This window comes from Nocardioides sp. YJ-D4, assembly GCF_054031495.1.
Window position 1 is genome coordinate 1688380 of record NZ_CM132932.1, and the last position, 20107, is coordinate 1708486.

The 20107-nt window shown below is 70.5% G+C and carries 21 protein-coding genes and 1 tRNA gene; 7 read left to right on the plus strand and 15 right to left on the minus strand.

The window, feature by feature from the left end; translation table 11 throughout:
* Positions 1-3 precede the first annotated feature (3 nt).
* Genes ACW14X_RS08205 through ACW14X_RS08215 form a run of 3 tightly spaced genes read right to left on the minus strand, consistent with a single transcriptional unit; the run spans position 4 to position 2091 of the window.
* Positions 4-612: a response regulator gene (locus ACW14X_RS08205; protein WP_457165269.1), complete on the minus strand. Its 609-nt coding sequence runs from the start codon at positions 610-612 to the stop codon at positions 4-6.
* Positions 609-1673 carry a sensor histidine kinase gene (locus ACW14X_RS08210; protein WP_457165270.1) on the minus strand — a complete coding sequence of 355 codons (1065 nt, stop codon included), beginning with the start codon at positions 1671-1673 and terminating at the stop codon, positions 609-611. The genes ACW14X_RS08205 and ACW14X_RS08210 overlap by 4 nt, the downstream gene beginning before the upstream one ends.
* Positions 1674-1683: 10 nt before the next feature.
* The gene (locus ACW14X_RS08215) at positions 1684-2091 is read right to left on the minus strand and encodes a DUF6069 family protein (protein WP_457165271.1); all 408 of its coding nucleotides are present in this window, start codon (positions 2089-2091) and stop codon (positions 1684-1686) included.
* Between the two features lie 136 nt (positions 2092-2227).
* Here ACW14X_RS08215 and ACW14X_RS08220 point away from each other — a divergent pair, with 136 nt between their 5' ends.
* Positions 2228-2881, plus strand: coding sequence for an NAD(P)H-binding protein (locus ACW14X_RS08220; RefSeq protein ID WP_457165272.1), 654 nt, complete (start codon positions 2228-2230; stop codon positions 2879-2881).
* 13 nt (positions 2882-2894) lie between these two features.
* Here ACW14X_RS08220 and ACW14X_RS08225 read toward each other — a convergent pair whose 3' ends face one another.
* Genes ACW14X_RS08225 through ACW14X_RS08235 form a run of 3 tightly spaced genes read right to left on the minus strand, consistent with a single transcriptional unit; the run spans position 2895 to position 4966 of the window.
* Positions 2895-3413 (minus strand): mycothiol transferase, encoded by a 519-nt coding sequence (locus tag ACW14X_RS08225; protein ID WP_457165273.1) that lies wholly within the window; start codon positions 3411-3413, stop codon positions 2895-2897.
* Positions 3414-3436: 23 nt separating this feature from the next.
* Positions 3437-4510, minus strand: coding sequence for an NAD(P)H-dependent flavin oxidoreductase (locus ACW14X_RS08230; protein WP_457165274.1), 1074 nt, complete (start codon positions 4508-4510; stop codon positions 3437-3439).
* A gap of 9 nt (positions 4511-4519) precedes the next feature.
* Positions 4520-4966 (minus strand): group II truncated hemoglobin, encoded by a 447-nt coding sequence (locus ACW14X_RS08235; protein ID WP_350842782.1) that lies wholly within the window; start codon positions 4964-4966, stop codon positions 4520-4522.
* 81 nt (positions 4967-5047) lie between these two features.
* Here ACW14X_RS08235 and ACW14X_RS08240 point away from each other — a divergent pair, with 81 nt between their 5' ends.
* The gene (locus ACW14X_RS08240; RefSeq protein WP_350842780.1) at positions 5048-5629 is read left to right on the plus strand and encodes a dihydrofolate reductase family protein; all 582 of its coding nucleotides are present in this window, start codon (positions 5048-5050) and stop codon (positions 5627-5629) included.
* Positions 5630-5635: 6 nt separating this feature from the next.
* Here the strand turns inward: ACW14X_RS08240 and ACW14X_RS08245 are convergent, their stop codons facing one another.
* From ACW14X_RS08245 to ACW14X_RS08265, 5 genes are all read right to left on the minus strand, one after another.
* A complete protein-coding gene (locus tag ACW14X_RS08245) occupies positions 5636-6961 on the minus strand; it encodes a hypothetical protein (RefSeq protein ID WP_457165275.1) in 1326 nt (441 codons plus the stop codon).
* A 78-nt stretch (positions 6962-7039) separates the two neighbouring features.
* On the minus strand, positions 7040-7456 hold the full coding sequence (locus ACW14X_RS08250; protein ID WP_160024982.1) for a limonene-1,2-epoxide hydrolase family protein: 417 nt from the start codon (positions 7454-7456) through the stop codon (positions 7040-7042).
* Positions 7457-7465: 9 nt separating this feature from the next.
* On the minus strand, positions 7466-8227 hold the full coding sequence (locus ACW14X_RS08255; protein WP_457165276.1) for an FkbM family methyltransferase: 762 nt from the start codon (positions 8225-8227) through the stop codon (positions 7466-7468).
* 92 nt (positions 8228-8319) lie between these two features.
* On the minus strand, positions 8320-9618 hold the full coding sequence (locus tag ACW14X_RS08260) for a DUF222 domain-containing protein (protein ID WP_457165277.1): 1299 nt from the start codon (positions 9616-9618) through the stop codon (positions 8320-8322).
* Between the two features lie 408 nt (positions 9619-10026).
* Positions 10027-10785, minus strand: coding sequence for a DsbA family protein (locus ACW14X_RS08265; protein WP_457165278.1), 759 nt, complete (start codon positions 10783-10785; stop codon positions 10027-10029).
* Between the two features lie 125 nt (positions 10786-10910).
* Between ACW14X_RS08265 and orn the strand changes: the two genes are divergently transcribed.
* Positions 10911-11558 (plus strand): oligoribonuclease, encoded by a 648-nt coding sequence (orn, locus tag ACW14X_RS08270; RefSeq protein WP_350842792.1) that lies wholly within the window; start codon positions 10911-10913, stop codon positions 11556-11558.
* Between the two features lie 48 nt (positions 11559-11606).
* Positions 11607-11682: transfer RNA gene (locus tag ACW14X_RS08275), tRNA-His, on the plus strand.
* Between the two features lie 63 nt (positions 11683-11745).
* On the opposite strand, the gene ACW14X_RS08280 is transcribed toward ACW14X_RS08275, so the two are convergent.
* A complete protein-coding gene (locus ACW14X_RS08280; RefSeq protein ID WP_457165279.1) occupies positions 11746-12642 on the minus strand; it encodes a Vgb family protein in 897 nt (298 codons plus the stop codon).
* 116 nt (positions 12643-12758) lie between these two features.
* Here ACW14X_RS08280 and ACW14X_RS08285 point away from each other — a divergent pair, with 116 nt between their 5' ends.
* On the plus strand, positions 12759-13652 hold the full coding sequence (locus ACW14X_RS08285; RefSeq protein ID WP_400459192.1) for a bifunctional helix-turn-helix transcriptional regulator/GNAT family N-acetyltransferase: 894 nt from the start codon (positions 12759-12761) through the stop codon (positions 13650-13652).
* On the opposite strand, the gene ACW14X_RS08290 is transcribed toward ACW14X_RS08285, so the two are convergent.
* Together ACW14X_RS08290 and ACW14X_RS08295 are read right to left on the minus strand one after the other, a co-directional pair.
* Positions 13649-14491: a ribokinase gene (locus ACW14X_RS08290; RefSeq protein ID WP_457165280.1), complete on the minus strand. Its 843-nt coding sequence runs from the start codon at positions 14489-14491 to the stop codon at positions 13649-13651. The genes ACW14X_RS08285 and ACW14X_RS08290 overlap by 4 nt on opposite strands.
* Positions 14491-16851, minus strand: coding sequence for a phosphoribosyltransferase domain-containing protein (locus ACW14X_RS08295; RefSeq protein WP_457165281.1), 2361 nt, complete (start codon positions 16849-16851; stop codon positions 14491-14493). Before ACW14X_RS08295 ends, ACW14X_RS08290 begins: the two co-directional genes overlap by 1 nt.
* Before the next feature lie 158 nt (positions 16852-17009).
* On the opposite strand from ACW14X_RS08295, the gene ACW14X_RS08300 reads away from it, so the two are divergent.
* Positions 17010-18491 (plus strand): cellulase family glycosylhydrolase, encoded by a 1482-nt coding sequence (locus tag ACW14X_RS08300; protein WP_457165282.1) that lies wholly within the window; start codon positions 17010-17012, stop codon positions 18489-18491.
* 42 nt (positions 18492-18533) lie between these two features.
* Positions 18534-19109 (plus strand): TerD family protein, encoded by a 576-nt coding sequence (locus ACW14X_RS08305; RefSeq protein ID WP_160024991.1) that lies wholly within the window; start codon positions 18534-18536, stop codon positions 19107-19109.
* Between the two features lie 24 nt (positions 19110-19133).
* On the opposite strand, the gene ACW14X_RS08310 is transcribed toward ACW14X_RS08305, so the two are convergent.
* On the minus strand, positions 19134-19940 hold the full coding sequence (locus ACW14X_RS08310; protein ID WP_457165283.1) for a HoxN/HupN/NixA family nickel/cobalt transporter: 807 nt from the start codon (positions 19938-19940) through the stop codon (positions 19134-19136).
* Positions 19941-20107 lie beyond the last annotated feature (167 nt).

Consider the following 20107-nt stretch of genomic DNA (forward strand, 5'->3'; position numbering starts at 1 on the left):
GCGTCAGGCCAGCCAGCCGTTGCGCCGAGCGGTGAGGGCCGCCTCGGTCTTGTTGCGGGTGCCGGTCTTGCCGATGGCCGCGGAGAGATAGTTGCGCACCGTGCTCGGAGAAAGGAAGAGCCGTCCGGCGATGTCGGCGATGCTCGACCCGTCCTCGGAGGCCACGAGCACATCGCGCTCGCGCGCGGTCAGCGGGTTCGGAGCGGCGCGGAGCGTGGCCGCGGCCAGGCCGGGATCGAGGACCGTCTCGCCGCGCAGCACCCGGCGGATCGCGTCGGCCAGCTCCTCGACCGGCCCGTCCTTGACCAGGAAGCCGACCGCGCCGGCGGCCATCGCCTGGCGTACGTAGCCGGGTCGGGAGAACGTCGTCAGGATCATCACCCGGCACTCCGGGATTGACGCGCGCAGCTCGCGCGCGGCCTCGAGGCCGCTGATCCCGGGCAGCTCGATGTCGAGCAGGGCCACATCGGGGCGCATCTCGAGCGCCGTCGGCACGATCTCGGTGCCGGTCCCGACCTGGGCGACCACCTCGAGATCGTCCTCGAGGCCGAGCAGCACGGCGAGCGCGCCGCGCATCATCGCCTGGTCCTCGGCGAGCAGGATGCGGATCACGATGCCGGCACCCTCGCCTCGAGGCGGAACCCGTCGGCCCCGGGACGTACGTCGAGGCGACCGCCGACCGCACGCAACCGCTGCCGCAGGCCCTCGAGTCCGCCTGATCTCTCGCTGGTGTCCGCCGGACCGCCGACGCCGTCGTCGACCACGGCGAGCCGGAGCTCGCCGCCGTCCTCGGTGAGCTCGAAGCGGCAGCTGGCCGCCCCGGAGTGGCGGATCACGTTGGTCGCCCCCTCGCGCACGACCCAGGCGAGCGCCTGTCCGGCGATGTCGGGCACCTCGGCCTCGGCGGCGGCGATCGACGTACGGATCCCGGCGGCGTCGAGCGCGCGGCGCGCACCGTCGAGCTCCTCGGCCAGGGAGAGGGTCTTCATCTGGTCGACGGCGGCCCGGACGTCGGCCAGGGCGGCGCGTCCGACCTCCTCGATGTCGGCTGCATGCGCGGCGGCTGCTTCGGGGTCACGGGCAGCCAGGCGGCGTACGGCCTCGGCCTTGACGACCATCACGCTCAGGGTGTGGCCGAGCAGGTCGTGGAGGTCGCGCGACATCCGGGCGCGCTCCTCGGCGACCGCCGCCCGGGCCAGCTCCTCACGAGTGCGGCGGAGCTGCTCGACGGCCTCGACGAGGCGGAGGAAGGAGGTCGTGGTGACGCCGCTGAGGAAGGTGCCGCCGACGCTGAGCAGGTAGGCGTCGCCGATGCCCTCGATCACCGCGATCGAGACCGCGACGCCGACCGTGGCCGCGACGATGGCGACCAGCAGGCGCCAGCCGCGCAGGACCGCCGGGGAGACGATGGCCAGCACGCCCCAGACCGTCTGCCAGCCCTCCCCCTGCATCGCGGCGAGCACGATCAGGACGACGAGGACGGGCAGCAGGACCCGGACCCGGCCGGTGACCACGAGAGCGACGGCGGCCGCGGCGACGGCCAGCACCAGGACCACCTGGCCGACGGCCGGAAGCACCTCGCCGGAGAGGTTGAGCAGCGGAAAGAGCAGCAGGACCGGCAGCCAGACCAGCACCACACCGTGGCGATGGATGTGACACCACAGGCCGGACACGCGCGTCACTTTACCGTCGCCGCAGGCCGGCGATGACCACAACGGCGACCACGACGTGCAGGCTCGCGAGTCCCAGCCCGGCGGCCAGGGTGAGCGCGCTGGTCGGCGTGATCAGGGAGAGCACGGCGATCCCGACGGCGAGCATCGTCCATCGCCGCGTCCCGCGTTCGGAACGGCCCTCCCACCAGCGCAGCAGCGCACCGCCGGCCAGCGCGATGATCAGGCTGCTGACGATCACCGAGCCGATCCCGATCTGCTGGCTGCCGCCACCCGACTTCACCTCGAGGTCCACGCCCCCGGCCTGGGTCCACAGCAGCCATACGACCGTCGCCGCCACGGCCGCGGTGGCCGCTACCCCGCCGATCCGCGGCCAGCCGACCCGGGTGCGCTGCGCGGTCTCGTTCGTCACGGTTGTCATCGCGATTCCTCCGTCTCCACCACCCACCGTGGGTGGTGTCTCCAGGCTCGCGTGCGGAGGCACCCGGGCGTCAGATCTGATTGTCCGGAGCCGACGGTGACAATTGTCAGTGGCGTCGTATGCCTAGGGTGAGAGCATGCGTATCGCCATCGTCGGCGGCCACGGCAAGGTCGCCCTGCAGCTCCATCCGATCCTCGCGGCCGCGGGCCACACCCCGGTCGCGCTCGTACGCAGCGAGAGCTACCGAGACGAGCTCGAAGCGCTCGGCGCCGAGGTGGGCCTGCTCGACATCGAGAACCAGGACGCCGACGGGTTCGCCGCCGCCTTCGCCGGCTGCGACGCGGTGGTCTTCGCCGCCGGCGGCGGCCCCGACGGCAACATCGAGCGCAAGCGCACTGTCGACCTGGAGGGCTCGACCAAGTCGATCGCGGGCGCCAAGGCCGCCGGCATCCGGCGCTTCGTTCAGGTCTCGGCGATCAGCGTCGACGAGCCGGTCCCGGCCGATGCGGGCGAGGTGTGGAAGGCCTACGTCGAGGCCAAGCGCGACGCCGACATCGCCCTGCGTGACAGCGACCTCGCCTGGACCATCCTGCGTCCCGGTGGCCTCACCGACGAGCCCGCCGCCGGGCGGGTGAAGCTGGCCGAGAAGGTCGACCGCGACACCATCCCGCGTGCCGACGTGGCCGCGGTCATCGCCGCCGTGATCGACGACGACGCCACCGTCGGCAAGCAGTGGGAGCTGGTCTCCGGCGACGCCTCGATCGACGAGGCCATCGCCGCCGTCCTCTGACTCCGGCGCTGACTCAGCGGAGACCCAGCAAGCCCTTGACGTACGCCGCCTGGCCGATGTGCTGGGCGGCGTCGTCGACGACGCTGACCAGCCTCACCGCGAGGGTGACGGGCGGGTCCCAGCGCTCGTCGATGACGCGGGCGAGGTCGTCCTCGCTCAACGAGTCGACCAGCTCGATCGTGGCTTCGTGGACCGCGTGGTAGTAGCCGGTCAGCAGGGCCGGGTCCTCGAGCCGGAACGCGGCGACCTCCTCGGCGCTCTGCCCGTATCCCATCGCTCTGGGCTTGTACGGCAGCCCGAACCGCTCCACCCAGCCCTCGCGCGCCCACACCTCGTCGGTGCCGGCGAGCGGCGCGATCTGGGCGTCCTCCATCCGGGCGATGTGCCACAGGATCCAGGCGATCGAGTTGGCGCGGTCGTAGGGCCGCCACAACAGGTCGTCGACCGAGAGCCCGTCGACGATCGAAGGAAGGGTCTCCGCGATCCGGCCGAAGCCGTCCACGAGCAGTCGCTGGGGCCAGGTTTCGCTCATGCCTTCCGTTCTACACCGTCGAACTAGACCGTGTCCGGGAGGAGGCTCCGTGCCTCGCTCCACATCCGGGTCACGATGTCGGCGGCCGGCTCGGCCACCGCGCGCGCTGCGGCCTGGCCGGCCCAGTGGTTGGCCCGGTCCAGGGGTGCGCCGGCGGCGGGGTCGGGTGTTCCCTTGCGCCACCTGGCGACCAGCCTGCGCTGGTGCGGGTAGGGCGCCGGCGACGGCGCGTCCGGAGCCTCCCAGGAGCGGACATAGCCCGTGGGAGCGGCGCGGCCGAGACGACCGGAGTAGGCGCGGGTGGCGACCGTGTCCTCCGGCGCGAGGCCGTCGAGCGATGCCGCCCAGGCGTCGGCGATCGCGGTCTCCGGGGACCGCAGCAGCGCGGTGCCGACCTGCACGGCACTCGCGCCGAGGGTCAGCGCGGCGGCGACCGCACGTCCGTCGGCGATCGCGCCGGTGGCGATGACCGGCACGTCGACCCCGTCGACGATGTGCGGCAGCAGAGCGAACAGCCCCACGGCCGTACGCTCAGCCGTCGCCGGCTCGAAGACCCCTCGGTGCCCGCCCGCCTCGAGACCCTGCGCCACGATGGCGTCTGCACCGGCCTCCTGCGCGGCGACTGCCTCGGCCAGGGTCGTGGCGCACGCGAACCAGGCGATCCCGGCGTCGTGCAGGCGGTCGACGTACTCCGGCGAGAAGAGGCCCATGATCGAGGAGACGGCCCTCGGCCGGGCGGCGAGCATCGCCTCGCACTGCTCCTCGAACGACGGCGCGGGCGGCTGCTCGGGGCCCGGCGTACCGAACCGGGCCAGGAACTCCTCCGCCGCCGAGATCCTGGCGGGGTCGTCGTCGGCCGGGTCGGGGATCCAGATGTTCAGCTGGAACGGTCCCGACGACAGCGACCGGAACTCGGCGGCCCACTCCGCGATCCGCTCCGGCGAGTCGAGCACCACCCCCGCCGCGCCCATCCCACCGGCGTCGGCGACCGCGGCCGCCGCCGCGGGCGGACACGCACCCGCCATCGGCGCCTGAAGGATCGGCATCGTGAGGCCGTACGCCTCGCAGAACTCCTGAGCACGTCGTCGAGCAGTCACGCCGCCAGGTTAGTCCTCGACCAGTCCGTCGCGGCCCCAGCGAGGCGTCGGCCCGGGGTCGCCGAGGTCGGTCCCCGGTGGTTCCTGGGAGACGTCCTTGGCGATGGCGGTGCCCCAGTCGAAGTAGGCCATCAGCGTCTTGTGCAGGTCCGGCCGGTCGGCCAGGACCTCCTCGATCGCTGCCTGCATGAGCTCGAGCCAGCGCTGCCGGTGCTCCTCGCGGATCCCGAGGCCGAGGTGGACGTTCAGCAGGGCCTGATGGCCGCCGAGCCTGGCGGTGAAGTCGGCCGGGCCACCGAAGATCTCGCCCAGCCAGATCGCGACCCGCTCGACATGGGTGGGGGTGAAGTTCGCGAACACCGGCGCGAGGAGCTCATCGGCCAGCACCCTCTCGTAGAACGCGTCGCTCAGCCGGCGCAGCGCGGGCCCGCCGCCGAGGTCCTCGTACAAGGTCATGCCTCACCATCACGTCCGGCGCCGAGATGCGCAACGAAATACTTGTGGCGGTATGGGGACCCGAGCGGCAGGATCAGGAGCATGCGCACACTCATCTACTCAGCGTTCGTGTCCATCGACGGCGTCGTCGACTCCCCCGGCGGCGGCTCCCCGTCCGAGCAGCACCGCAGCGGCGGCTGGACCTTCAAGGACATCGAGTTCCTGCCCGAGGCCTATGCGATCAAGGGCAGCGAGATGGAGGAGGCCGGCGCGCTGCTGTTCGGCCGACGCAGCTACGAGGCCTTCGCACCGATCTGGCCCGACATCGAGGACTTCGCGGTGGTCAAGGAGATCCCCAAGTACGTCGTCTCGACCTCCCTCGGCGACGACGCCCTGGTCGACAACTGGGGCCCGCAGAACATCCTGAGGTCGCTCGACGAGGTCGAGAAGCTCAAGCAGGGCGACGGCGCCCCGATCCTGATCGCCGGCAGCGCCGAGCTCGCCCGCAACCTCTCCGACGCCGGCCTGATCGACCGCTACCACCTGCTCGTCTTCCCCGTCGTCCTCGGCGCCGGCAAGTCGATGTGGAGCGAGACCGACAAGGACAAGCAGCGCCTCGAGCTGGTCGAGTCGGAGACCTACGCCAACGGCATCATCAAGCTCGTCTACGACGTCCTCCGCTGACCCCGGTCAGGGGCAGCGCGCGTAGAGACGACGCGACCCGGTTCCGTACGCCGTGGGGTCGGTGAACGCGCAGCCGTAGTCCGGTGCGGCCACGGCTGCCCGGTCGAGCACGTCGTCGCCGGCCGGACGGTCGCCGTTCTCGACCCAGTCGACGAGGTCGCCCCAGGCGGCCGAGGCCTCGGCGGGGCTGAACTCGCAGTGCCCGGCCGAGCGGATCGCCCGCTGCACGAGCAGACCGTCGCGGTGGTGGCGGGCCACCTCACGGGCATAGATCTGCTCCAGGGAGAACGGCACGAACATGTCGCCGAGGTTGTGCAGGCTCACCACCGGGGCGGTGGGGCGACCGGAGATCCGCGACGGGGCGTTGAGCCGGTGGCTGTAGCGCCCGGACGGATCCGTGGGGTCCGCCCGCTCGATCTCGGTGTTGAGGTCGACCGGCGAGCTCGGCGTGTAGACGGTGTCCCGGTTGGTCGCCACCCGGCCGATGTTGAAGCCCAGCGTGCCGCCGTCGTCCACCGACGGCAGCGTGAAGAGGAAGTCCTTCCACTGCCCGAAGGCCGCCACCGCGCCCGGCCGCGGACCGCCGCTGCGCTCGATGGTCATCGCCCGCAGCTGCTCGCCCTCCGGGGTCAGCGTGCCGCCGAGCCCGAGCCGCTCCTTGATCACCGGGACGTCGACGCTCTGGTAGTCCTTCGTATAGGGGTAGGCGTCGTGCCCCGCGAGCGCCTGCGCGCCGAGGTTGTAGTCGACGAAGAAGTCGAAGAGCTCCACGTCCCCCAGCTGCCCGCACATCGGCATCGCACCGTCGTAGAAGCCCGGATACTGCTCCAGCGAGCGCCCGATCACGTGCCCGCCCATCGACACCCCGGTCACATAGGTGCGGGCGGCCTTCCGCGGCAGCAGCTCGGAGGCGTACGTCGCCAGGTCCCGGGTCGAGCGCACCCCGGCGCCCACGTCGTAGCCGTTGGTCGAGTAGCTCGACGCCGCCCAGGCGTACCCCTGCTCGAGGAACGTACGCCGCAGCCCGAACCCAGGCGTCTCGGGCGTCAGCGTGTAGCTGAGCCCGCGGTAGCCGTGGGCCCACATCACCAGCTCGCCGTTCCAGTCTGCCGGCACCTCGAGGATGTACGCGGCGTGCTCGTGCACGCCCTGGCGCACCGTCGTCTCCTGGCCATCGACGACGATCGGCGCGACCGGCGGGTTGCTGATCGTGTAGCCGGGAAGCGGCTGGTCACCGGGTGGTTCGGGGTCAGCGAGCGCCGTGCCGGTCGAGGCGACCAGAGCGGAAGCGGTCAGGAGCAGGGCGAGGAGAGCGGCTGACACACGAGGCATGTCTCCGAGAGTAGGGCTCGCTGTGACTGGCGTCACACGAATAGTGCACCATGTGCCTCGTGCACTGCGCACAACGACTCAGCGGCCGACGGCCTTCCGGATCGCGCCGAACGCCGCCCGGCCGACGCCCTTGACGCCCGCCGCGATGAAGGTGGTCCAGTCGAAGTAGTCGCGCCAGAGCACGATCTTGCCGTCGCGCACCTCGAAGGTGCCGCACACCCAGAACTCGGCGGAGACCGAGCCGCGGCTGAGCACGTCGATGCGCTCGGTGAGCACCACCGGGCCGTTGGCCGCGATGTTGATCATCCGGACCTCGAAGCCGGTGGCGTACTTCCCCATGACCCGCAGCTGTCGCCCGACATCGGAGAGGCCACGCGCGGGTGGGAGGGGCACGTTCTGGTAGGTGACGTCGTCCGCGCACAGCAGCAGCGCCGCGTCGACGTCGCCCGTCTCGAGGGCGGCCAGGAACTGCTCGACGATCTGGATCTCGGTCATGCCGCCACGTTATCGCTGTTCAGCGGCCAGTGCTGGGCTCAGGACCAGACAGTCCTGCCGGTGCAGCGCCTGGTCGTCGAGAAGCTCCTCGACGGCGACCCGTCCGCCCGGCACCCGTCGCAGTGTGGTCGAGTCCTTCTCCTTCACGAACACGTCGCGCGTCCTGGCCAGCTCGGCGAGGTAGCCACGGTCCATGTGCTCGATCTCGAGCATCAGCGCCCAGTGCTCCGTGCCCTCCAGCGACCTCGCCGCGCCGTCGACGACCTCCCGCTCGAAGCCCTCCACATCCACCTTCACGCAGAACGGCCGCCGCTTGTCGCCGAGCACCTCGTCGAGCGTGGTGACCTCGACGTCGCAGAGCTGCCAGCGCGCCGAGCCGTCGTGGCGCTCGTCGTACAGCGACGACGTCCCCGACCAGGTCCGATCCACCGCGAACCGCGCGACGCCGGGCTTGTCGGCGACGGCCTGCGCGCGCAGGTCGATCGCGATCCCACGGGTCTCGAGCGTCTTGCGCAGGACCTTGTGCAGCGAGGTGTTCGGCTCGAACCCGATCAGCTCCGCGCCCTCCGGGATCTCCACCCCGACCAGCATCTCGCCGTAGTTCACACCGATGTCGATCACCGTCTGCCACTCGTGCAGCCCGAGCGCCACCCGCCACAGCTCGAGCGAGCCCCGGATGATCCGGCCCTTGTTCGCGATCAACCCCAGAGCCCGTGGATCCGTCGGCTTCACATAGATCCGATAGCCGTCTTCGGTCGTCGCGTACGCCATCTCGAGCACCTTCACTTTTAGGGTCCGCCAATAGCCGTCGCCGAACCCTAAAGTGCCTTCGGAAACACCAGCCGAACCTCGGGCAACGCGGATCAGGCCGCAAGCGTGTGAGTGAGGAGTACGTCGCGCAGCCTGTGTTCTGCTGGCGACAGTCGCGGCGGTGGGTCCGGTGCCCAGGAATCTGGTGGCGGGCTGATGTAGGTGTGCCCGGTGGGCGTGATGGTGATGATGCTGCCATCTGGCCCTGGTCTGGCCTGCCAACCGAGCGCTTCCTTGGCCTGGTTACACCTCTCGCACAGCCCTTGGAGGTTCTCGGATCTCGTTTCACCGCCGTCCGCGTGGCGTTCGACGTGGTCGATGTTGCGGATCGGAGCATCGCAGCCGTTGGTGCGGCAGATCCCACCGTCGCGAGTCGCGATGAACTCGGCGAGCCCCTCGGGGGCGTTGCGTGAGCGTGACTCCATCGCGACCAGCTGACCGGCGGGGTCGGTGAACAACCGGCGCACGAACACCTCGGCATCGTTGAGCGTCTCACGGGCCCAGGCCGCGGGGACGGGCCCGTAGCCCTCGACCATGGCCGGCTGGTCGGCGTCGCCGGTGAGGGAGTCGGCGGTCATCACGATCTTGACCTCGATCCGCGGCTTGCCACCAACTTCTGCGCGGCCGGTGATCCGGTCGACCAGGGTGTCGGCCAGGACCTGACCCCGGGTGCGCTCATCACCCGCAGCCGCAGCAGCCTTGGCGGCCTGGTCCAGTGCCGCGAAGACCGCGACGCCGTCCTGGACCGGGAGCAGCGCCCCGAGCCAGGTCATCGTGTCGGGTGCCGGCCGCAGGCTGACGCGGCGGTCTTTCGCGGCGTTGGCGGCGCGGGCGACGACGGAGGCTTGGTCGAGGGTGATGGCGAGCTTCTTGGCGGCGTTCTCGAGCTCCCGCAACCCCATCGGCACCGCCCGAGCAGATTCACCGTCCGGCCCGGTCGCACAGAGTTGGTGGTCGATGACCCGCCGGTCCTCGAGCGAGAGGCAGGCGGTCTCGCGGGCCAGGATGGCGGCCTGCCATTGCGAGAACAGGCCGGCCCTCATCAGTGCGAAGGTGTGCGGCATCTCCGCAGTCAGAACCTTCGCCAATCCGAGGAGCTTGGCGCCCTTCTCGGGCGAGACCCGCCGCGCCAACGCAACCTGCGAAGCCACCCCCTCGCCAAGTTTGCGGGCGGGAACCCCGGCCGCGGCCTGGCGGGCCCGGACGGCGTCATCGAGGCGTACCGCTGCTTCGGCTTGGACCGCCTCGGCGGTGCACTTGATGGCTTCGAGGCGCGCGATCCAGTCGACCAGCTCAGCCTCGGACGCCCCCGCAGGCGGCCCAGCGAGGAGGCGGTCGATGGTCTCGTACATGCGCCTTATTATATGCGCAAGAGCATCATCTAGCGACCTATTTAAGCAGGTCAAGCCAGTGTTACGCGGTCAGCGAACAAGGAACGTGAACTCCGCGCCACACTCTCGCCGCCGCCCCGATATAGGCGAAATCTTTCTCGATCGGGTGCCGGGTCAAGGACCGCGAAGCGGCCGGCGAAGCCGGCGCCCGAAGGGCGTCCTTGACGCGGCGCACGATCGAGAAACACTCAAATCAAGGGTCGGCGGCGAACCTTTGAAACGAAGAACAGTCGCTAAGCGAGCCTCCCCCGAGAAGCGACCGTGTTGGTCTCGACACGCCTCCGCCTAGCGGCTCCGGCGGCTCGACCAGCGGGGGCTCCGGCGGCTCGACCAGCGGAGCACGGTGGCTCCGCCGACTCGACCGCGGGATCAGGAGATCTGCTCGACCAGGTTGTCGGCGATCTCGTCGAAGGAGTTGCCGTCCCGGAACTGCTCGCCGTCGAGCAGGATGGTCGGAGTGCCACTCACCCCGTCGTCGGCGGCAGCCTTGGTGGCGGCATCGGCCCAGGCCTTGCCGTCGAGGCTCTCGATGCGGTCCTTGACCGCGGACTCCTCAGCGCCCGCCTCGACGGCGAGGTCGACGAGGTCAGCGGCCTCGGGGAACGGGCCGGACTCGCTGGGCTGATTCTCGAAGAGCAGGTCGTGGAACTTCTTGGCGACCTCGGGACCAGCCTCCTCCTGGACGACCGCGAAGGCCGAGGTGGCGAGCTCGGAGTAGGGGCCGACCTGGTCGAGGAGCACGAACGGGCGGTAGTCGACCTGGACCTTGCCGTCGGCGGCGAGCTCGGCGAGGTCCTCACGGGACGCGTTCTCGAACTCACCACAGTAGGGGCACAGGAAGTCTTCGTAGATGACGACCTTGTGCGGCGCGTCGTCGGGACCGATCACCAGACCGTGCTCGCTGCTGCCGGCCTCGGGCGCAGCGATCTCGCTGTCCGTCGAGCGGTTCACGCTGAACCAGACGAGCCCACCGATGATCACCGCGATGGCGGCGACGACCGCCGCAACGGTGAGGATCGACTTGCGGGCCTGCTTCTTGCGCAGTGCCTCCAGCTCTGCGGCGGCCTTGGCAGCGCGGGCCTCACGCTTCTCCTTGCGCGAGGGGCTGCTGGCTGAATCCGTGCTCATGGAGCCAACATAGATGCCTCTCCTGAGCGCAGGCTGAAACCACGCCATGGGAACCGTTATCACATCGTCTCCTAACCCTCCGCGAAGCCGTTGAGCAGCAGCGTTATGGTGCTGCGGTGGCTTCACTGAACGAACGTCTGGTCTGGATCGACTGCGAGATGACCGGGCTGTCCCTCGAGCACGATGCGCTCATCGAGGTGGCAGCCCTCGTCACCGACTTCGATCTCAACGTGCTCGGCGACGGGGTCGACATCATCATCAAGCCCCCGGCCGAGGCGCTGGAGCAGATGGACGACTTCGTACGCGACATGCACACCAAGTCCGGCCTGCTGGTCGAGCTCGAGAACGGTGTGCCGATGCGCGAGGCGGAGGAGCAGGTCCTGGCGTACGTCTGGGAGCACTGCGGCAAGGACTCCCGGCCGCCGCTGGGCGGCAACACGGTGGCCACCGACCGCAACTTCCTGGCCCGCGACATGCCCGAGCTGGAGGGCTTCCTCCACTACCGCAACGTCGACGTCTCCTCGATCAAGGAGCTGTCGCGCCGCTGGTTCCCGCGGGCCTACTTCTCGGCGCCTCCCAAGCGCGGCAACCACCGCGCCCTGGCCGACATCCAGGAGTCGATCGAGGAGCTTCGCTACTACCGCGAGGCGGTCTTCGTGCCGATGCCCGGCCCGGACTCCGAGGCGGCGAAGGAGATCGCCGGCCGGCACGGAGCCTCAATCACCGGCCTCGGCGACCCGGTGGCCACCCCCGATTCCACAGATCCGGCCTGATTCCCCTATGATTCTTGCTGGCTCGAACATGCGCTGTCCGAGCCGATGGTGGGCGTAGCTCAGCTGGTAGAGCATCGCGTTGTGGTCGCGAGGGTCGCGGGTTCAAGCCCCGTCGCTCACCCCATATGGCGAGGTTCAAACCTCCACCAGAGGGAAACCTCTGGTCGGGTTTGAACCTCGCCCTTCATCATTTTGTCTCCTTGATGCCGAGCGAGACGCGCGCGAGCGCGCCGTGCTCCAGAGCGACCCAGAGCGCACCGTCGGGCCCGACGGTGAGTCCATGAGGCTCGGAGTTCGGGGTCGGCAGCGCTACGGACTCGATCACGCCGGCCGCGGTGATCGAGCCGACCCGGTTGCCACCCCACTCGGAGAACCAGAGCTCGTCGGCGCCGGCGACGATGGCGTGCGGACGCGCGGCACGGTCGGGCAGGGGATGCTCGGTGATCTCTCCGTCGACGGTGATGCGGCCGATCTGGCCCGCCGCGATCTCGACGAACCACAGCGCAGCATCGGGGCCGAGCGTGATGCCGACCGGTGCCGCGTCGGGAGTCGGCAGCTCGTGCACGGTGACCTCGCCGCGCAGGTCGATCCGGCCGATCGCGTTGGCCCGGTTCATGGTGAACCACAGCGCCTCGTCCGGACCGGCGACGATCGCCGACGGGAACGCCTCGGTGATCGGGAGCGGAAACTCGGTGACCGCGCCGTCGGTGGTGATGCGTCCGATGCAGTCGGTCGTCATCTCCGTGAACCACAGCGCACCGTCGGGGCCGGCGGCGAGCCCGTACGGCCCGCATTCCCGCAGCGCGTACTCGCTCACCACGCCGTCGACGGTGATCCGGCCGATCCGGTGGGCGCGAGTCTCGGTGAACCAGAGCGCGCCGTCCGGCCCGGGCGCGATGATCGTCGGACCGCAGTCGGCCGCCAGCGAGAACGTGGCAGGAGACTCCCCCGGAACGAGGCGGCCGATCTCGCCACTGCCCTCCAGGGTGAACCACAGCGCATCATCCGGACCTGTGGCGACGGCGTACGGGCCACGGCCGGGCACTGGGTGCTCGGTGACGCGGCCGGGCTGCTCGGATGTCATACGTACCTCTCTCCGTTCGGCTTCGGCGCTCCCACTCTCGCCGCGCAGCGAGGCCCGAACAACCAGTTTTCGGACCATCCTTGGAATCCCCGAATTACCTGACTAAAGTCAGGTATATGACAGTGGACACCTCGGTGATGCGCAAGTTCAACATGAGCTACGTCCGTCGGGTGGGAGCGCTCGAAGACTCCTTCCTCGGCAGTGGTCTCCCCTATGGCACGGCCCGGATCCTCTACGAGATCGGGCTCGCCGCCTCCGACTCCGATTCCGCCCCCACGGTGCAGGACCTCAGGACCCGGCTCGGCGGCCTCGACTCCGGCTACGTCAGCCGGATGCTGCGGACGCTGGAGACCAAGGGGTACGTCGCGACGGACCGCGACCCCTCCGACGGCCGGCGCCGGCTGGTGGCGCTCACCGAGGACGGCCTCAAGCAGTGGGACGACCTCGAGCGCCGCTCCGAGGAGCGCGCCCACCTGCTGCTCGATCCGCTCACCCAGCGGCAGCGTGACCGTCTCAACGAGGCGCTGGCGACAGCCGACCTCCTGGTGCGCGCCGCCACGATCACCATCGAGCAGGTGGACCCGCGCGACCCGATGGCCCAGGAGGCGGTGGGCCACTACTTCGCCGAGATCGGCGACCGCTTCGGGTTCACCGTCGGCGACGAGGGTTTCGGCGACGACCCCTCCCTGCGACCGCCCCACGGCACGTTCTTCGTGGCCGCCAGCGACGGCGCCCCGGTCGCCTGCGGTGGCGTGCGCGAGTTCGACGGCACCGGCGAGATCAAGCGCATGTGGGTCGATCCCGCCTGGCGCGGTGCGGGCCTCGGCTCACGCCTGCTGCGCCACCTCGAGGCCGAGGCGCTGCGGCTGGGCCACACGGTCGTACGCCTGGACACCCGCGACGTCCTCAGCGAGGCGATCGGGATGTACGAGCGGGCCGGTTACGAGCGCATCGACCGCTACAACGACAACCCGCACGCCACCCACTTCTTCCGGAAGGAGCTGGCCTAGGCGTACGTCTCCAGCCGCGCCAGCGGCGGTTGGGCGCTGGGGTGCGCGACCGCGGCGGCGCCGACCGCGCAGGCCGTACGCAGCGCCTGCTCGTCCGGTGCGCCGGCCCGGATCGCGAGGGTGAGCGCCGCGGAGAACGCGTCGCCGGCGCCGACGGTGTTGACCACGTCCGGCGCCGCCACGGCGGGCACGCGAGCGGTCTCGACACCGTCGGCGATCATCGCCGCGCCTGAGGCGCCGTAGGTCACCGCGACCCGCCGGGCCGCGCGCAGCTCGGGCATCGCGGCGTACTCGGTCTCGTTGACGATGAACAGGTCCACCCGCTCGACGAGGTCGGCCGGGAGGGGCTGGGCCGGGGCGGCGTTGAGCGCGACGAAGCCCGACGCCTGGGCCGCGACGGCGCGGACCACCTCCAAGGAGAGCTCGAGCTGCATCAGCACCGCCTCGTCCGCCCCGACCGAGATCCCGTCGGCGCCGACCGACGCGTTGGCGCCGGCGCACACCACGATCTGGTTCTCCCCCGCCGCGTCGACCGCGATCAGCGCCGTCCCGGTCGGCGAGTCGGTGACGCACACGCCGGCGACGTCGACCCCGGCGGCCCGGATCGTCTCGACCGCCCAGGCACCGTCGGCATCGGAGCCGACGGAGCCGACCATCCGCACCCGCGCTCCCAGCCGACTCGCCGCGACCGCCTGGTTGGCACCCTTCCCGCCGACGTCGCGGCGCAGCCGACCACCACCGACGGTCTCTCCGGCACCGGGCAACCGCTCGACGAGCGCCGTCAGGTCGACGTTGATGCTCCCGACGACGACCAGGTCCTGTGGCGGGCGCACCGGCATCAGGGACGTACGAGACCGATGCAGGAGTAGGGCAGGCCGGAGATGCGCTCCACCGGCACGTCGCGCGCCTCGGCGAGCTTCTTCACCTGACTCACGTCGGCGTCATGGGCCGGGTCCACCAGGATCTTCACCGGCTCGCCGTGCAGCAGCAGCCGGAGGGTCTCATCGACGCCGGCCTGGACGAGGCTGACGTCGCCGTCCGCGAACTTCTCCGCGACCTCCTCGACCGCGTCCCAGCCCACCCAGGTGGGGGTGTGGTCGCCACCGAGGTGGGCACCGAGGTCGAGCATCACCTTGGTGCGCACGATCGGGAAGCGGGCCGCGACGGTGTCGATGAACTTCTTGGACACGTCGGCCGGCGCCAGCTCGGCGTGGAACACCGCGCCGTGGAAGTCGTTGGGGCCGACCCGGTCGTCATCGATGATGGGGCGCGAGACGAGGCCGGAGACCGTCGACCCGAGGGACGCCGACGGGATCAGGTAGTCCTCGCGGGTGCCGTAGACCGCCACGCTCCGGCCCGGGTCGGCGAGGACCGCGAGCTCCGGGGAGAACGGCGAGGCCAGATGGGCGTCGAGCGTCGAGTTGGCCTTCTCGACCGACGCGGCCAGCTCGCGCGCGATCGCGCCCGTGCCGGTCCACCCGTCCACGAACATCACCTGGGCGGGATCGTGGTGGGCGGCCAGATAGGCGAGCGCGGTCTGGTCGATACCGCGACCGCGGACCATCGAGATCGCGTAGTGGGGCAGGTCGAGCCCGTGCACGCGCTGAGCCCAGCGCCGCATCAGCACGCCGATCGGGATGCCGGCACGCACCAGAGAGACCAGCACGGCGTCCTGCCCGCGTCTGGCGAGCACCTGCTCGGTGACCAGGCCGATGGCGTACGCGACCCGCTGGGCCGATGCGGTCAGGGCCTCGTCGAAGAGCTCCCGGTGAGCCTCCGCGTGCTCCTCGGCCGGTGCCTCGGCCGTGTCCTCGGACAGGTCCTTGAGCAGCCAGGCGACGTCGTCGCGGTCGTAGGAGCCGAAGGCCGGCCCGTGGAGAGGAGCAGGCAGCTGCCGGGCCGGCTGGTCGTGGCGCGGCTCCGGGGCGTACGCCGGGATGGTCACGACCACGACCCGCGGCGCGAGCCGGGCGAGCTGGTCGACCAGGCCGCCCTCCTCGTGCAGCGCGGGGGTGTCGGCGGGCTCGTCGACCACCAGCACGATCGTCTCGAAGGCGCCCTCGCGCAGGTTGTAGGCGTAGCGCGGCCCGTCGCCGTCGGTCGGGGCGTCGTGGGAGGGGAAGGTGATCGCGGTGCGGATGGCATAGCCCGGGTCGTCGACATCGAGCACCGGCGACCGCGTGGTCGTGGAGTAGGTGATCTCGTGGCGGCGGCCCTCGGCCGCGCGCCGGTCCGCCAGGGCAGAGGCGATCCGCAGCGGTGCGTACATCAGCTCCTCGGTGCCCAGGACGTGCACCGGGCCGTCGGGGATACGGCCGGCGACGGCCGCGGCGGTCACCGTGACGGCCGACTCGTAGGAGCCGGCGGCGCTGGGCGCGAAGCCGTGGCGACCACCCTCCTGGACGGCGCGTGGCCAGGTCGCGACGACCTGGACGACCTCGCCACGCGGGCGCTGGCTCGTCTCGACGCCGGCCAGCTGACGGAGGTTCTCGACGGTGTCGATGAGCCGGTTGCCGTTGTCGGCGAGATCCTCGGGCAGCTCGATCTCGCCGCTCGCGAGGGAGACCACGTCCAAGGTCGCGCGCAGCCGCTTGATCGAGCGCTCCATCCGGCCGCGGTCGGCCTCCGAGCGCAGGTCGACGAGCGCGGCCACGACGTAGTGCTTGTGCGGGAACTTCTTGTGCAGCGCCCGGATGGTGCTGACGACAGTCTTGCCGGTGATGACCTCGTCGTCGACCAGCACCAGGGTGTCGGCGCGGGCGAGGAAGGCGGGGTCGGCGGGGAGCAGCCGGTGGGCGGTCGCGTGCGAGTGCTCCTCGTAGAAGTCCGCGACGGACTCGATGCCGTCGACGACCCGGCGGGTGGAGTGCAGGTAGGGCGCCCCGAGGGCGTCGGCGACGAGATGGCCGAGCGCGGTCGCGGTCTCGGCGTAGCCGAGGACCACCGCGTCACCCGTGACCGCGGCGCGCGCCTTGGCGCCCAGACGCAGCCCGGCGTCGGTCACCAGACGCGGGTCGGTCGGAACATGCTTGCCGAGGACGGAGGAGACGAGGAGCTGCGCCCGGCGTGGGTTGCGTCGCACCGCCAGGCCCACCAGATCGGTGAGCATCATCCCGCTCGGCGCGTCGGTCGTCCGCAGACGCACGCCCAGACGTTCGGCCACCCAGGTGCCTGACCAGCCGCTCGCTTCGTCTCTCACAGGTGACATTCTCCCCCAATGCTCCTCAGCTGACTCAACCGCAGAGAGGCCGCCCCTGTCCACTGCGGGTCTCTTCTGAACAGCCCCGATGCGCCGCCCGCCGTCCAGAATGAGAACATGTTCTTGTCGAATGTGATGAAGAGCACTAGGTTCCGCACATGTCACGTCGCTCGGGAAGCTTCGCCATCGTTGTCGCTGCGGCGACTGTGCTCGCCTTCGGAACCTCCCTGCTGAGCCCCGTTGGTCCGGCCGCCGCCGACCCTTCCGCCGACCCGGCGGAGACGCCGCGGCTGTCCCGCGAGGGGCGCTGGCTGGTCGACCAGCACGGCCGGATCGTGCTGGTGCACGGGCAGAACCTGGTCTGGAAGCACGATCCGTACGTCCCGCCCGACTCGCCCGAGGGCTTCACCGCGGCCGACGCGGAATGGCTCGCCGAGCACGGGTTCAACGGCGCCCGGATCGGCACCCTGTGGGCAGGCGTGACCCCGGACGCCCCCGGACAGGTCGACGACGGCTACCTCGACGACTGGCAGCGGGTGATCGACCTGCTCGCCGACGAGGGCATCTGGATGCAGTACGACTTCCACCAGGACATGTGGCACGAGACCTACGGCGGCGAGGGCGTGCCCGACTGGGCAGCGAAGCGACCGGCGCCCTACAACCTGCACCCGCCGATCAAGCTGTCCTTCCCGGCGACGTACATCACGCCCGAGCTGGCCACCGTCTACGACAACTTCTGGGCCAACAAGAACGGCGTCCAGGACGGCTGGGCCGCGGCCTGGGGCGCGGTCGCACAGCGGTGGGGCGACCAGCCCTACTCGATGGGCTATGACCTCATCAACGAGCCGTGGGCGGGCCGGGAGTGGCTGACCTGCCCGATCACCGGGTGCGCGAGCTCCTACCGGGACGAGTTCCAGCCAGCGTACGAGAGGGCGACGGCGGCGATCCGCCGGTCCGACCCCGACGGGATCGTCTGGTACGAGTCGCAGCTGCTCGCCAACCAGGTCCCCAACTCGAGCTTCGGCCCGGCCGACGACGACCAGGTCGGCTACTCCTGGCACAGCTACTGCCCCTACGGCTACCTCGACTCCCAGGGCATCCCGGTCGGGGTCAGCGGCTGCAAGGACTACGACGAGACGCACAACCTCAAGGCGCTCGAACAGGCCGAGACTATGGGCGCGACCAACCTGATGTCGGAGTTCGGCGCGACCGACAACACCGAGCTGCTGGCCATCGACACCGCCTCGGCCGACGACCACTTCACCTCCTGGATGCACTGGGCCTACAAGCACTGGGACGACCCGACCACCGCCGACGGCGCGCAGGGCATGTTCACCGACGACGCCGATCTCTCGACGGTGAAGCCCGAGAAGCTGCGTACGCTGGTCCGCACCTATCCGCAGGCCACGGCCGGGACGCCGGTGGACCTCTCCTTCGACCCGGAGACCGGTGCGTTCAGCTACACCTACGAGCCCTCCGCCGAGATCGACGAGCCGACCGAGATCTTCGTCAGCCCCCTCCACTACCCGTCCGGGCCGGACATCTCGGTCGAAGGCGGCCGGGTGATCGGTAAGGCCGAGCACCACCGGATCCTGGTCGAGGCGACCGGAACCGAGCCGGTGACCGTCACGATTGACTAAGGTGGCGGTGCCCGCTCGTCGGTCCAGCCATCGGAGGATCAGTTGTCCGTCTCGCTCGCCAAGGGACAGTCGGTCTCGCTCACCACCGGTGACGGCAGCAGCATGACGCACGTACGGATAGCGCTCGGCTGGGACGCGGTCAGGAAGGGCCTCTTCGGCGGGTTCCGCGGGGCCGACGTCGACATGGACGCCTCGGCGATCCTCTACGACGCCAACGGGGCCCACCTCGACCAGGCCTGGTTCCGGCAGCTGAAGTCCAGGGACGGCGCCGTCGTCCACACCGGCGACAACCGCACCGGTGCCGGCGAGGGCGATGACGAGTCGATCATCGTCCACCTCGACCGCATGCCCGCAGAGGTCGCGCAGATCGTGTTCACGATCAACTCCTTCACCGGACAGAGCTTCGCCCAGATCCAGAACGCCTTCTGCCGTCTGGTCGACGAGAACACCCACACCGAGATCGCCCGCTTCGACGTGAGCCAGACCGGCCCGCACACCGCGGAGATCATGGCCAAGGTCAGCCGTCAGGACGGCGGCTGGGCGATGACCGCGCTGGGCGAGATCGGCAATGGACGTACGTTCCAGGACCTGCTGCCCTCGATCGCCCCGACACTCTGACCGCTCAGACTGCGTGGATCGCGGTCAGCCGAGTGAGCCGACGCCGACGACGGTGAGGCCGGCGCCGAGGACCGTGACGCCGAGCGCGGCCAGGATCGGGGTGACCTTCGCCGCGACCTGGAGGTAGGTCTTCGACTCGGCGACCCGGACGACGAGGTTGTTGCCGGCCAGGGCCAGCAGGCCGACGCCGAACAGGATCGTCGCCATGCCCAGGCCGAAGGTGATCACCAGCAGCAGCGCGAACGCCGAGCGGCCGGCGAACAGGCCGGTCACCAGGACCAGGAAGGCCCCCGGGGACGGGGTCAGGCCGCCCGAGATGCCGAGCAGGACGATGCCGGGGCGGCGTACGCCTGGCTGACCGTTGCCATGCCCATGTCCGTGCCCATGACCGTGCTCGGCGGAGTGCCCGTGGGAGTGCCCGTGTCCGGTCCCCGAGCGGGCAGCACGCCAGTGCCGGCGCAGCAGCCAGAGCCCGGTGCCGATGATCAGCACCCCGGCGACGATCTGCAGCCCGGCGGTGAGGTTCTCCAGGCGTACGAGATCCGAGAGCGAGAAGAACGCCCACGCCACCGCGATGACCAGCACCGAGAAGGTGTGCATCACCGCCACCGAGCCGCCCAGCCAGGCCGCGTCGCGCACCCGGCCCTCCGCGCCGATCAGGTACGCCGCCGCCAGGGTCTTGCCGTGGCCCGGCGCGATCGCATGCGCAGCGCCGGCGGCGAAGGCGAGCACGAAGGCGGCCGCAGCGATGCCGGGCTCGTCCAGATAGCCCTGCACGCGCTCGACCAGAGCCGCCGCGCCGAACCAGTCACCCGTCAAGAAGTCGTCCATGTCAGACGCAAACGATGGCACAGAGTTCCGCCGCCGGATACGGCTGCGGCAAGCGTTTACCCACCGGACAGACGGGCGTCGACAACGCCGCTCGGCCACGTTCACCAGATCTCAGGATCCTCATCCAATGGCCGGGCGTGTGCCTCGGCCGTTCGGCACCTCGGGCG

Bases quoted from the DNA above. Each gene is read 5' to 3' on its own strand.
- ACW14X_RS08250 (WP_160024982.1), bottom strand. From the start codon at position 7,456: ATGACCGAGATCCAGATCGTCGAGCAGTTCCTGGCCGCCCTCGAGACG.
- ACW14X_RS08255 (WP_457165276.1), bottom strand. From the start codon at position 8,227: ATGGCGTACGCGACGACCGAAGACGGCTATCGGATCTATGTGAAGCCG.
- ACW14X_RS08280 (WP_457165279.1), bottom strand. From the start codon at position 12,642: ATGACATCCGAGCAGCCCGGCCGCGTCACCGAGCACCCAGTGCCCGGC.
- ACW14X_RS08310 (WP_457165283.1), bottom strand. From the start codon at position 19,940: ATGGACGACTTCTTGACGGGTGACTGGTTCGGCGCGGCGGCTCTGGTC.
- ACW14X_RS08215 (WP_457165271.1), bottom strand. From the start codon at position 2,091: ATGACAACCGTGACGAACGAGACCGCGCAGCGCACCCGGGTCGGCTGG.
- ACW14X_RS08225 (WP_457165273.1), bottom strand. From the start codon at position 3,413: ATGAGCGAAACCTGGCCCCAGCGACTGCTCGTGGACGGCTTCGGCCGG.
- ACW14X_RS08290 (WP_457165280.1), bottom strand. From the start codon at position 14,491: ATGCCGGTGCGCCCGCCACAGGACCTGGTCGTCGTCGGGAGCATCAAC.
- ACW14X_RS08285 (WP_400459192.1), top strand. From the start codon at position 12,759: ATGACAGTGGACACCTCGGTGATGCGCAAGTTCAACATGAGCTACGTC.
- ACW14X_RS08265 (WP_457165278.1), bottom strand. From the start codon at position 10,785: ATGAGCACGGATTCAGCCAGCAGCCCCTCGCGCAAGGAGAAGCGTGAG.
- ACW14X_RS08300 (WP_457165282.1), top strand. From the start codon at position 17,010: ATGTCACGTCGCTCGGGAAGCTTCGCCATCGTTGTCGCTGCGGCGACT.
- ACW14X_RS08260 (WP_457165277.1), bottom strand. From the start codon at position 9,618: ATGTACGAGACCATCGACCGCCTCCTCGCTGGGCCGCCTGCGGGGGCG.
- ACW14X_RS08240 (WP_350842780.1), top strand. From the start codon at position 5,048: ATGCGCACACTCATCTACTCAGCGTTCGTGTCCATCGACGGCGTCGTC.
- ACW14X_RS08245 (WP_457165275.1), bottom strand. From the start codon at position 6,961: ATGCCTCGTGTGTCAGCCGCTCTCCTCGCCCTGCTCCTGACCGCTTCC.
- ACW14X_RS08235 (WP_350842782.1), bottom strand. From the start codon at position 4,966: ATGACCTTGTACGAGGACCTCGGCGGCGGGCCCGCGCTGCGCCGGCTG.
- ACW14X_RS08220 (WP_457165272.1), top strand. From the start codon at position 2,228: ATGCGTATCGCCATCGTCGGCGGCCACGGCAAGGTCGCCCTGCAGCTC.